Source organism: Chitinophaga sp. YR627 (assembly GCF_900114995.1).
Lineage (GTDB): Bacteria > Bacteroidota > Bacteroidia > Chitinophagales > Chitinophagaceae > Chitinophaga.
The window spans coordinates 890,303-903,574 of the sequence record NZ_FOUX01000003.1 but is presented as its reverse complement, the minus strand read 5'-3'; the positions used below and the strand labels follow the sequence as shown (position 1 = coordinate 903,574).

Genomic DNA, 13,272 nt, shown 5'->3' with positions numbered 1-13,272 from the left:
TAAAATTTGTTAAGGTATAAAAAAAGAAACCGCCTCGTGGAAACGAAGCGGTACCTGTTAAACCTACAACTGTTACACTGTATAGTGTGAACTAAACTCTTTCATGCATCTTCTTATCTTGATGATGTGTGTGATTGGTGTGTGTTTCGGCTACCTCCGCCTCATGCTCCTCCCCGCCCGGGAAGAAATTATAAGGCTTAGGCGACATATAAGCCGGGTCGTGCATCTTCCGTACTTCCTCTCTGCTCATAAAGAGCTTCAGTATCAACACCAGGAAAGGCACATATTTAAGATTCCTTGCCAGGCCGTAACGGTCCAGTACGTCAATAGAACGTTTATTCATTGCATACATCACCGGTACCAGGATCAATGTCAGGAAAGTTGCAAACACCAGTCCGTATACCATCGTCCAGGCCAGCGGACCCCAGAAGGCCACGTTATCACCTCCGAAGAAGATATGAGGCTCAAAGGATGAGAACAGTCCGGCAAAGTCAATGTTAAATCCTACTGCCAGCGGTATCAGACCCAGAATGGCCGCAATCGCCGTCAGTAACACCGGGGTCATACGGGTTCTTCCCGCCTCAATCACGGCCTCATATACCGGCATCTTCTGTTGTACCAGCAGGTCGGTAAATTCCACCAGTACGATACCATTACGTACAACGATACCCGCCAGCGCCATAATACCTACACCGGTCATTACAATAGAGATGTCCATACCAAAGATGGCAAAACCGAGGAATACCCCTATGATGGAGAATAATATTTCCATAAATATCACCAGCGGACGACCAATCGAGTTAAACTGTGTCACCATGATCATCAGAATCAGACCAAAAGCACCCAGCATCGCCATACCCAGGAAGTTAGACGTCTCCTGCTGATCTTCCTGCTCTCCTGTCATTTTCACACTGATACCCGGCGTTTTCGGGAAGTCCTGTATCGCTGTCTGTATCTGCTGCACCACCTCATTCGTGTTAAAACCTGTCAACACGTTTGAGTATAAGGTCACAACACGCTTCTGATCAATACGTTTGATACTTGCGTAGGTGTTAGAATACCTGATCGTAGCTACCGCTGATAATGGCACCTGACGGATCATCCCGTTCATGTTCATATCACGGTACACAATATTCAGGTTCATCAGGGTATTGATGTTGTTACGCTGATCCTCACGGAAACGTACCATTATCTTATAGTCATCTTCCGGATCACGGAACTTGGAAGCTTCCTGTCCGTACAGGGCTGTACGTAACGCCATACCTATGGTTGTAGTACTGATACCTTCCCTGTTTGCTCTTTCACGGTCAATGTTTACAAGGATCTCAGGCTTATTGCTCTGGAAGTCTGACTTCAGTTCTTCCACACCTCCGATCTCCAGACTATCCAGATAACGTTTCATTTTATCAGCCGTAGCAGTCAGCGCTTCAAATTCATCTCCGGAAATCTCGATGTTGATCGGTTTACCTGTCGGAGGACCACCCTGCTCCTGCTCCACCGTAATATCCACACCAGGAATACCTCTTACGGCCTTACGGATCTTATCCAGGTATTGTACCGTAGAGTGTCCGTCACGTTTACCAAACTCGACGAATGCGACTGTCACTTTGCCCTTGTGCGGCTGCACACTCATATCCATCTGGGAAGGATCGCCGGCGCCTACCGCAACGTTGGAGATGATAGACTCTACAATAGGATTCTTCCTACCAACTACTGCTGTAATTTTCCCTTCAATGATATGCGTAACGGAGTCAGTATATTTCTGATCCGTACCCATCGGCAATTCAATATATGTATAGATGAAGTTCGGATCTGCCTGTGGGAAGAATACGACTTTCGGACTGGTAATAACGGTCAGTATGATACTGAATACCAGCAATGCAAAAGTGCTGATCAGGATCCATACCGGACGCCATCCAACGAGGCACCATTTCAGCACCTTTCTATAACGTTCCTGTACACGCGGCCACGTATTGGTCTGGAAACGGCGGGCTACACCACCCAGCCAGAATCTCTCCAGCATGATCATCGCCAGTGCGAAGAGGGTGAAATTCCCTACACCTCTGCTACCTGCTAAATATGCGATCAATGCTACCACCACGAACACAATACTCAGGATCATCATACTCCTGTTGAACGTTGGCTTCGGATGGTTGTCTCCCTCATGACGGTCCATAAAGTCAACCGCAAACACCGGGTTGATTATATACGCCACGATCAGTGATGCACCCAGTGTAGTGATCAGCGTTACCGGCAGGAAGAACATGAAACTACCAATGATACCAGGCCAGAACAACAGTGGGAAGAATGGCGCCAATACCGTTAGCGTACCTGAGAATACCGGCAGGAATACTTCTCCTGCTGCCACTTTCGCAGCCTTTACAATACCCAGGTCTTTTCTTTCATAAAATATACGATGCACGTTTTCTATCACCACAATCGCATCATCCACCACAATACCTAATGCCAGCAGGAATGAGAACAACACCATCATATTCAGGGTGAAGTCATACATCGGCATCAGCAGGAATGCAATGAACATGGAGATCGGTACAGACAATGCCACGAATATTGCGTTCACTGCACCCATGAAGAACATGAGGATCAGCGTTACCAGTAAGAAACCGATGATGATCGTATTGATCAGGTCATGCAGCGTTACACGGGTAGAGTTAGACTGATCGGCAGTAATGGTTACATCCAGTCCTGCAGGCAGATAATCCGCTTTCATTTCATCAATGATAACACGGATCTTATCTGATGCATCGATCAGGTTTTTACCACTCTGCTTGATCACGTTGAGGGTGATTACGTTCTTACCATCCAGACGTGCATAACTTTCCTGTTCTTCAAATCCATCCACAACTTCTGCCACATCTTTCAGGTACACTGTTGCGCCTGACATACCACGCACAACGATGTCGCGTATTTTATTCGCATCTTTATATTCACCTTTTACACTCAATGTACGCTTCTGTCCATCCATAGAAACCAGACCTCCGGAGATGGTACGGTTTTCCATGGCGATTGCATTGGCCACATCATCAAAAGTGATCTTCGCCGCGTCCATTTTGTATTTGTCAACGTTGATCTGGATTTCTCTTTCCAGTGCACCGACAATATCCACACGGGTAATCTCATTCAATGCCTCGATACGGTCCTGCATCTCATCTGCATACTTTTTCAGTGACTGCAGATCAAAATCACCTGACAGGTTCACGTTCATGATAGGTATCTGCGATACGTCTATCTTGATGATCTGTGGCTCCTGTGTCAGGTCGTTAGGCAGGTCTTTTTTCGCGTCATCTACTTTCTCACGCACTTCCTGTCGTGCGGTTTCCATATTCTCACTCGCATCAAATTCTATCGTGATGGCAGAATAGTCCTGCATGGAAGTACTCTTGATAGACTTCACACCGGAGATACCACCCAACTGCTTTTCTATAGGCTTCGTCACCAGCGTCTCCATGTCCTCCGGAGAAGTCCCACTGTAAATGGTGCTGATATAAAACTGAGGGAACACTACTTCCGGAAACTGTTCCTTCGGCAGGCTCTGATAGGACATGATACCTGCAAGGGCCAGGATAAAGGTAGCCACGTAAATGCTCACCTTATTATCAATGGACCAGCTGGTAGGTTTAAATTCTTTATTCAGGTTGTCTTGCATAAACCAGTTTTAGAGTATTAAAGCTGGATAAGGTCATTATCATTCAATCCCTGGTAACCGATAGTTACGATCTTGTCACCTGTCTGCAGTCCGCCGGTGATCTCTGCCTTATCATTATAGGTGCGGCCCATTTCGATCTCTCTTCTTTTCGCTATCATCTTACCACTTTGATTCTGTGCAATGATCACGTAAGGTTTACCTAATGAGTACTGTATAATATTCACCGGTATTACAATTGCTTTCTGTGCAACGTAGTCGATGATCTTCATTCTCGCGATCATGTTTGGACGCAGTTCCGGATCATTCTGTAAAGGCACTTCTAATTTTATAGTACGGCTTGTCGGATCGATCACCTTTGAAGCAAAACCGATTTTGGTACGGATGTTCTTATCGATATCCGGGAATTCCAGTACTACCTGATCGCCGGTTTTCACCTTGCTGGCATAAGCTTCTGCTACATTCGCGAGTACGCGCAGATTGCTGCCGTTCACCACACGGAACGCAGGACTACCAGGAGCTGCATTATCGCCCAGTTTAACGATCACCGCATCAACAGTACCATTGATAGGAGAAATGATCCTTGCCTGTGACATCTGATCCTGCAGGGTAGCCATTTTTCTCTCCAGTGATTCTTTCTGTGTTTTTGCATTCAGGTATTGTACTTCAGAACCGATCTTCTGATTCCAGAGGTTCTGCTGTTTCTGGAACATGGTATTCGCCAGGTCCAGTTGTGTATGCAGTTCCGCCATATTCGCCCGCATGATCTGATCATCCACCTGTGCCAGTGACTGTCCTTTGCTTACGTTCTGTCCTTCTTTTACATGTATCGCTGTAACGATGCCGGGAATTTTAGCAGATACACTAACGTTCTCACGTGCATCCACAGCACCCTGTACATCGATGTAATGTTCAAATACAGTATCCTGTACTGCCGCAACGATCACGGCTTTCTTTTTACGTTCAGTTGTATCTCCTTTCTGCGTTTGTTTTTCCAGTTCAGCGATCTGCTGTTTCAGCGTAGCTTCCTGTTTTTTAAGCTCCGCCAGTTTTTGCTCCGGCGAAGGGCTGCCACAGGCAGCCATGAGTGCAACGATCAGCAGAGCGGGACGATATATCTTGGACATATAATAAAGAGTTAATAGTTAGTTGTAGTTTTCGCTTACAGTTTTCCGTATGCTTTCAGGTAATCTACTTTTGCCACAGCTGCATTATACAGTGCAGTAAAGTAGTTATTCTGTGCAGTGAGCAGTTCATTTTCAGCAGTACTCATTTCCAGGCTGGAACCAACACCTTCGCGATATTTGATCTGTGTGGTATTGTATACTTCTTCTGCCAGTTTCATGTTACTTTCCTGTGCTTCCAGTGTCAGGATATTATTCCGTAGGCTGGAAGTAGACTGCGCCTGTTCCATATCGATACCCAGCTTGGTATTTTCCAGCGTCAGTTCTGCTTTTTTCACCTGCAGGAAAGCCTGATCTTCCTTACGTCTGCGCTGCATACCACTAAAGATGGTAAACGACAGGTTCACTCCATAGGACACATAGCCATACCATGTTTCACGGTTGAAGTAGTTGAACTGATCACTTGCTCGGCTCATACCACCGGTACCAAACAATGACAGGGTCGGCAGTTTCTGGAACTGGTAGCGTTTGAGGTCATATTCATATGCTTTCTTCTGCGTCTGGAGCAACTGATATTCTATACGCTGTGAATAGTCAAATTGTTCCGAAGCGATAGCAGATTTAATCTCAGCAGTTGACAAGGTATCCGTCAGCCGGATAGGCTGTTGGATCGCCATTCCCATCTGATATTTGAGCGCCGCGAGACCTACTTCGGTCACGTTGCGGAGCTTTGTTTCTTCTGTACGGAGGTTTGTCAGTTGTACGACCAGCCTGTCTACATCCAGCTTTTCCACCAGACCGTTTTTATAGGTCTCTTTGGTTTCGTTCAGCAGTTTCTCCAGGTTGGTGATGTTATTACCAAGAATCTCCAGACCTCTGCGGGCGGAGAGCACGTTATAATAGGCTTTATAAACGCCTACTTTCACATCTACTTCTGATTTCTTTACTGATTTGGAAGCCAGTTGTTCCAGTGTTTCTCTTGCCTGTAAAGCCACGAGTACACTGGGGTCGAACAGTACCTGTTTCAGGGTAATTTCTCCGATCACGTTGAACTTCAGACCGAAGGAAAAAGGCACCAGCGTACCTTTGGGAACGGTATCACTAAAGTTGGACGCATCAATCAGTTGTTTCTGTACAATAGGGTTATGCTGATAAGTGCCTGAACCGGCAAGCGTAGGCAGTGCCATACCGCTTACTTCTTTATTCTTGGCGAGCTGGATCAGTTCATCCAGTTTAGCCGAGCGTACGGAAGCCTGATTGGCAAGTGCATAATCTACCGCCTGTTGTGCAGACAGTGAGATAGTTTCCTGCAGCGGCGCTTTTGCGGGCTGCTGGGCCATCGCACAGTGAAAGATCATCAGCAGCAGGAGTCCTGTCAAACCTGCGTGCTTTTTGTCAAGTTGCATAAAGGTCATTGGTTTTACGATAGTTGTAGTTTGTTCTCTTCCACACGTTTGTAGCCTTCCTGAGAAACGAGTCCATACAGGAAATGTTCCAGGAGGATGCACTGTACTTTGCTCATGTCATATTTCCCGTAGGGGAATATGTCAGGCTGAAAACATAGCATGGAAGTAGCCAGTCTGTACTGGGTCATTATTTCGATATCAAAATCATTTCTATATAATCCTTCGCGTACGCCTCTTTCTAAATTCTGTCTTACGGTTTTTTGCAGGTTGTTATTCTTATAATCCTGAAATACCTGGTAGGCTTTCGTATGGAACTTTTGCAGATCGAACAGGATGATCGGGTTCATGTTACGGAAGCTCATATCCAGCTGTTTCATGACAAGGAACAGTTCGTCTATGGCGTTTGCGGCTTTCTCCTGATTTTCAATACATTCCTTATCCAGTTGTTGCAGATACCGCGCGATGGCATGCATCACCAGCTCGTCTTTATCTGCAAAGTGAGCATACAGGGTCTTTTTGGATACACCCATGCGCTGAGCGATATCGTCCATTGTGATTGAGCGTGTTCCGAACTGGCAGAACAAACTGAATGCAGTATCCAGAATACGTTCCTGTATCTCCATTTTTTGCGGTATGTATGTTTCGTATTATCTTCTGCAAATCCTTATAGTGATGGTTCGTTCACTACCTTCCGGCTTCATAGTTTCTTTGGTGGTCTCTAACTGATTTGCAATGCTGGGACAAAACTATGGAAACTTTTTAAACTACAAAAGTTTCCAACGCAAATAATTTTAATATACTTATCCTGTTAACAGTGTTCTGAATTTAAGTATAGGAGGTTCAATATACTCCTGTCTTCACCTTATCATGTCTATTCAGGGAGCTGGTCAGGAGGGTTTCAGGAGTTGATCAAGTCCACCTTACGAGCATATCAGGTCCACGTCTTATTCTCGGGCCTGGCATCTTTCTGACCAGATAACCTCATGGTATCTATCCGGCATTCATATTATGCTTACTATTAAGAAGCCGCTCAAGAGAGTTTCAGGGGCAGGATTCAAATCTACCTCAGCAGCATATCAGCCCAATTGTTTATCCCTCTTATCTAAGAACATAGCGTCAAATGTAAACCAACCTGTTATTCATATCGGGTTCACTATCGTGAAACGTATGCCAGGATAACATCCCCCGGGGATAAAATAAACGATGTAACTTTGACCCCGTCAGATATCATTATCCTGGATATTCCCGGATCATTCACGTATTTGCATTTAAATTATATGTCTCCTAAAAGTCGTCTTAAAGTCCTGGCAGCCCGCATATTGAGGTATTTCTTCCAGGGTTTACTGATACTCGCGCCTATGGGTGTAACCGCCCTGACGCTGTACTGGGTATTTGTTACTATTGACAATATCATTCCAAAGGAAATTCTGCCACTGGAAACACCACTCAGGTATCTGCGCTACAAAGGCGTTGGATTCGTACTGGTTTTGTTACTGGTGATCGTAGTGGGTTACCTGAGCTCCTCCTTTATTGTGAGCCGCATCTTTGCATTGTTTGACCACATGCTGGAAAGGACACCATTTATTAAGTATATCTATACGTCTGTAAAAGATGTGTTTGATGCATTTGTCGGTGAGAAAAAGAAATTCGATCATCCTGTGCTGGTACAGGTCTATGGTGAGGATGTATGGGAAATGGGATTTATCACGCAGCCTGATGTGTCCAACTTCGGACTGGAAGGTTATACTGCTGTATATGTGCCGCATGCTTATGCCATTACCGGTAAAGTATTCATGGTGCCTGTCGGCAAGGTGAAACCACTGACCAACATTTCTGCCGGTGAAGCCATGAAGTTTGCTGTAAGTGGCGGTGTGACCAACATCGAAGCACATGACAAGCATGACAAAAAAGAAGTACGCTGATTTTATCCTCCTGTAAACATATCCTGACATCGGTCAGATGCCGTTTAGATATTTGTTATCCTACGTTAATCCTACGTTCATGAACGTAGGATTAACGTAGGATAACAAATACTAAAGCACTATCCAATCCTTATCACTACATCATCTTATCCGCTCCACGAACTGATTATTTATCTTAATATTACAATTGTCTGTTAACCAACCAAGCTTATGCACTATATCTTTCTGGCGTTCTGCCTGCACCTGATTGCTATTCCTGTTTACGGATGGGGCTTCTTCGCTCATCAGCGCATTAACCGTCTGGCGGTATTTTCTCTTCCTCCGGAGATGCTGGTATTCTATAAACCTAATATTGAATACCTCTCCACACACGCGACAGATGCAGATAAAAGAAGATATATCATTCCGGAAGAAGGGCCACGGCATTACATCGACATAGATCATTACGGACAGGCGCCATTTGCGGAGCTACCCAGATCCTGGCAGGAAGCCCTGCTGAAATATACTGCGGATACATTGCAGACATATGGCATTTTACCGTGGTATCTTACACAAATGCTCACCCGTTTGACGCAGGCATTTAAAGACAGAGATGCTGACAGGATCATGCGGCTAAGCGCTGACATTGGCCACTATGCGGGCGATGCACATGTGCCGTTACATGCCTGTTCCAATCACAACGGACAGCTCACGGGGCAGCAGGGAATACACGGACTGTGGGAATCCCGCATCCCCGAATTGATGGCTGACAGGACCTTTCACTATTTCTCTGCAAAGGCATGCTATATAAAAGATATTAATACATACACCTGGCAGATCGTGCTGGAAAGCGCAGCAGCGGCAGATACGGTGTTACAGCAGGAAAAATCAGTCAGTGAAAGTTTCTCTTCCGGCAGGAAATTTGCGTATGAAAAACGCAACGGGAAACTGATACGAAATTACGCAACAGCTTACGCGAAAGCCTATCATGGCGCATTAGGGGACATGGTAGAACGTAGAATGAGAGCCGCTATCTCAGCTACAGCCAACTACTGGTATACTGCCTGGGTTAATGCAGGAATGCCAATGCTACATGATCTCAAAAAAGGTGTCAGCACACAAGCTCCCGTTCATCCCACACCTGAACGTATGATAGGCCGGCAGGAAGCCTGAAACAGGCTGCCAATTAATTTCGATTTTAAAAAAATATAAATTATCTTTGTTAGTACTATCTTTTTAGCCTTATCCTACACGCGTTCAGCATCAATGTGAAATGCCATACTTTTTTTTCCATTCCTCTGACAAAACCAAACAAAGTGGAACAAGCAAACAATTTATTTAACTTAGAACGACCTATGAAGGTGCACAATTTTAACGCAGGGCCTTCCATATTGCCGAATGAGGTGCTGTACAAGGCCAGTAAAGCTTTGATTGACTTTGAAGGTTCAGGAATGTCTATTTTGGAAATAGGGCATAGAACTCCATTGTTTCAGGCTGTATTGGACGAAGCACGGGATCTTGTTAAAGAGTTGATGCAACTCGAAGACGATTTCGAAGTTCTCTATCTCCATGGAGGTGCGACAACGCAATTCATGCAGATACCGCTGAACCTCCTCGAAAACGACGGCACGGCATCTTATATTGATACCGGTGTGTGGAGCAATAAGGCAATAAAAGAAGCGAAACAGTACGGTTTCGTGGATATAGCTGGCAGTTCAAAAGACAGCAGCTACAACCACATTCCTAAACAGTTCAGCGTCTCCCCAAAATCTACCTACCTGCATATCACCACTAACAATACCATTTATGGTACACAGTGGCAGAAAATGCCGGAGACAGATGTTCCGTTGATCGCTGACATGAGTAGTGATATACTCAGCCGTTCACTGGATTTCAACAAATTCACACTCATTTACGCAGGCGCCCAGAAGAACATGGGAGCAGCAGGCACTACACTTGTAATTGTCCGCAAAAGCGCATTCGGTAAAGTAACACGTAAGATCCCCACGATCCTCGATTACCGTAATCATATTGAGAACGGTTCCATGTTAAATACCCCTCCCGTATTTGCTATTTACATTTCCATGCTCACACTCCGCTGGTTAAAAGAACAGGGAGGCGCTGCTGCTATGGAAAGAGAAAATGAGAAAAAAGCAGGTCTGCTGTACAACGAGATCGATCAGAATCCGCTGTTCCGTGGTACCGCTCAGAAAGAAGACAGGAGCCGTATGAACGTATCGTTCATCATGGACAAACCTGAACTGGAAGAAGAATTCCTCAAATTCTGCAAGAAAGAAGATATCGTAGGTATTAAAGGCCACCGTCTCGTAGGCGGCTTCAGAGCTTCGCTTTACAACGCACTGCCATATGAAAGTGTGGAAGTACTGGTAGAGGCAATGAAGTATTTCAGCCTGAAGAAAGCCTAATCAATTACGAATTAGGAATTATTGTGATCAGACTGTCGCATAGATAATATTCTGAATATTATTCAAGTCATAAAGAGAATGACGCTTCATTATTGAGGCGTCATTTTTATTTGGACCAATTCCATTTAAAAATGCCGGCACTAATTGCATATTCAATCAGTTGTTATACTAATTCGTAATTCCTAATTCCTAATTCCTAATTGACTATCGCTTAGACGGGAAAAATTAATTATTTACTTTTGCGGCCTAACAATCTATTATCATGGCAATCATCAGACCCTTCAGAGGATTAAGACCTACTCCGGAACTTGCAGAAAAAGTTGCTGCCCGCCCTTACGATGTGCTCAGCGCAGCAGAGGCAAAAGCAGAAGCTGCCGGTAACCAGTACTCGTTTTACCATGTTTCCAAATCGGAAATTGACCTTCCCGAAGGCACCGATGTGTACAGTCAGTCCGTATATGATAAAGCTGCTGAAAACCTGCAGAAATTTATCAAAGAAGGTACACTGTTCCAGGACAATGCCCCTTGTTATTATATCTACCGTCTGATCATGAATGGCCGTACCCAGACAGGTCTGGTATGCGCTTCTTCTGTATCCGATTATAACATGGGTATTATCAAAAAGCATGAATTTACGCGTCCTGATAAAGAACTGGACCGTATCAACAATATCAAAACAACCCGTGCACAAACAGGAAACGTATTCCTGGCATACAACGACGTTCCGGAAGTAAACTCCCTGATCGATCATTGGATCCATGCAAATGCACCTGCTTATGACTTCACAGCCGCTGACGGTATTCAGCATACTGTTTGGGTAGTGAACGAAGAAGGCGCTGTGAACGAGATCACATCGCTGTTTTCCAGCAAAGTGCCACACACTTATATCGCTGACGGTCACCACCGCGCAGCATCTGCATCACTCGTACAGAAAGAATTCGAAGAAAAACAGATGATCGGCACCGATGATCCGGCTAATTTCTTCCTGACCACAATTTTCCCTGCCAGCCAGCTGGTGATCCTGGATTACAACCGCCTGGTGAAAGATCTGAACGGTCTGACCAAAGAAGCCCTGCTTTCCCGTCTGGAATACGATTTTACCGTAGAATCTATCGGTCACCTGCCACAACAGCCATCCATGCTGCATGAATTCAGCATGTACCTGGAAGGAACCTGGTACCGCCTCGTAGCCAAAGAAGGTACCTACACCACTGATCCTATCGGTATCCTGGATGTGACCATCCTGTCCAATAATGTACTGGATAAAATACTGGGTATCAAAGATCAGCGTACCGACAAACGTATTGATTTTGTAGGCGGTATCCGCGGATTACAGGAACTGGTAAAAAGAGTGGACAGCGGTGACGCGAAAGTAGCCTTCGCCCTGTACCCGGTAACTATCCAGCAGTTGTTTGACATCGCTGACAGCGGCAATGTAATGCCTCCGAAAAGCACCTGGTTTGAACCCAAACTGCGAGATGGCCTTATCTCTCAGATGATTTAATTATTGCATCATACTATTCAGACGCCTGCCGGTCCGGCGGGCGTTTGTTTTTACTGATAGTGCTAATACACAGGAAACAGTGTCGAAATAGGCATTCGGGCTGCCGGACTGAATGTTTGGCACATTTTTTCTTTATTTTTACAGCAAACGTCTGATCGGCATGAATATGAGGGCTTCATTATTAAAAGCAGGTTTATTTACTGCTATATTATTTTCTTCTGTAATAACTGCTTCCGCACAGGATGCTAAGGAATTATATACAACTGCGACAGGATTTATACGTGATGGCGATTATTCCAACGCTATCCTGGTATTAAACCAGGCGCTGCAACAGGAACCTGATAATATAGACTTTAAAAAACAGCTTGGCTTTGCATATTACCTCCAGGGTGATATGAGTAAAGCTAAAAATATCATCGAGCCTATACTCAGTAAAAAAGAAGCAGACGAGCAGACCTTCCAGATCGCTGGTAACATCTACCAGTCACGCCAGGAATGGAAATCAGCACAAAAGCTGTACGAAAAAGCATTACGTAAATTCCCTGAAAGCGGGGAACTGTATAACGATAACGGACAGTTGCTCATGTTCCTCAAAGTGTTTGAGGGCGGCATGGGAAGTTACCTGAAAGGTATCGAGAAAGCGCCCAATTTCTCCAGTAACTATTACAATGCCATTAAAGCATATGTGTATATGAATAACCCCGTGTGGGTGATCATTTACGGGGAAATATTCGTCAACCTGGAAAGTTATACGGCCCGTACTGCTGAAGTCAGAACCCTGTTGCTGGATGCCTATAAATCTTTATACAACGATCCGGCACAGCTGAACAAAGCGATCGAAGACGAAAACGAAAATAAGAACAGGAAGAAAGTAGTGGCTGATTTTGCGCAGGCATTCAAAGCATCTATGGGTAAACAGATCAGTGTTGTAATGGCTGGTATAGATCCTGAAACACTCATTATGCTGCGTACCCGCTTCCTGCTGGACTGGTACAGTTTCTCCGGTCTGCGTTTTCCATATGCACTTTTCGACTATCAGCGTTCCCTCCTGAAACAGGGATTGTTTGAAGCGTATAACCAGTGGATGTTTGGTCCTGTTGCCAATCAGCCGGCATACAGAGCCTGGACAACCATGCACAAAACAGAATACGATACTTTTTTACAATATCAGCGTAATCACCCACTGAAGTTAAGAGCGGATGAATATTACAACGACAACAAGTTTACGATGGTGAGGTGAGGTGATT

The 13,272-nt window shown here is 45.0% G+C and carries 9 protein-coding genes; 5 read left to right on the top strand and 4 right to left on the bottom strand.

Annotation, left to right across the window (positions count from 1 at the left end; all coding sequences use genetic code 11):
* Positions 1 to 91: 91 nt before the first annotated feature.
* Genes BMZ72_RS19215 through BMZ72_RS19200 form a run of 4 tightly spaced genes read right to left on the bottom strand, consistent with a single transcriptional unit; the run spans position 92 to position 6,817 of the window.
* Complete coding sequence (locus tag BMZ72_RS19215) at positions 92 to 3,667, bottom strand: efflux RND transporter permease subunit (protein WP_089811193.1); 3,576 nt, start codon at positions 3,665 to 3,667, stop codon at positions 92 to 94.
* A 17-nt stretch (positions 3,668 to 3,684) separates the two neighbouring features.
* Positions 3,685 to 4,791: an efflux RND transporter periplasmic adaptor subunit gene (locus BMZ72_RS19210; RefSeq protein ID WP_089811191.1), complete on the bottom strand. Its 1,107-nt coding sequence runs from the start codon at positions 4,789 to 4,791 to the stop codon at positions 3,685 to 3,687.
* A 35-nt stretch (positions 4,792 to 4,826) separates the two neighbouring features.
* Positions 4,827 to 6,194, bottom strand: a complete 1,368-nt coding sequence (locus BMZ72_RS19205; RefSeq protein WP_177222842.1) for a TolC family protein — start codon at positions 6,192 to 6,194, stop codon at positions 4,827 to 4,829.
* A 14-nt stretch (positions 6,195 to 6,208) separates the two neighbouring features.
* Entirely contained in the window at positions 6,209 to 6,817 is a 609-nt protein-coding gene (locus tag BMZ72_RS19200; RefSeq protein ID WP_089811186.1) for a TetR/AcrR family transcriptional regulator, read from the bottom strand.
* A 654-nt stretch (positions 6,818 to 7,471) separates the two neighbouring features.
* Here BMZ72_RS19200 and BMZ72_RS19195 point away from each other — a divergent pair.
* The 5 genes from BMZ72_RS19195 to BMZ72_RS19175 all read left to right on the top strand — a co-directional run bounded on the left by BMZ72_RS19195 (position 7,472) and on the right by BMZ72_RS19175 (position 13,265).
* The gene (locus BMZ72_RS19195) at positions 7,472 to 8,116 is read left to right on the top strand and encodes a DUF502 domain-containing protein (RefSeq protein WP_089811603.1); all 645 of its coding nucleotides are present in this window, start codon (positions 7,472 to 7,474) and stop codon (positions 8,114 to 8,116) included.
* 210 nt (positions 8,117 to 8,326) lie between these two features.
* On the top strand, positions 8,327 to 9,268 hold the full coding sequence (locus BMZ72_RS19190; protein WP_089811184.1) for a zinc dependent phospholipase C family protein: 942 nt from the start codon (positions 8,327 to 8,329) through the stop codon (positions 9,266 to 9,268).
* 182 nt (positions 9,269 to 9,450) lie between these two features.
* Positions 9,451 to 10,521: a 3-phosphoserine/phosphohydroxythreonine transaminase gene (gene serC / locus BMZ72_RS19185; RefSeq protein WP_089811182.1), complete on the top strand. Its 1,071-nt coding sequence runs from the start codon at positions 9,451 to 9,453 to the stop codon at positions 10,519 to 10,521.
* Between the two features lie 262 nt (positions 10,522 to 10,783).
* Positions 10,784 to 12,025 carry a DUF1015 domain-containing protein gene (locus BMZ72_RS19180; protein WP_089811180.1) on the top strand — a complete coding sequence of 414 codons (1,242 nt, stop codon included), beginning with the start codon at positions 10,784 to 10,786 and terminating at the stop codon, positions 12,023 to 12,025.
* A gap of 160 nt (positions 12,026 to 12,185) precedes the next feature.
* Complete coding sequence (locus BMZ72_RS19175) at positions 12,186 to 13,265, top strand: tetratricopeptide repeat protein (protein WP_177222841.1); 1,080 nt, start codon at positions 12,186 to 12,188, stop codon at positions 13,263 to 13,265.
* The last annotated feature ends 7 nt before the right edge of the window (positions 13,266 to 13,272 follow it).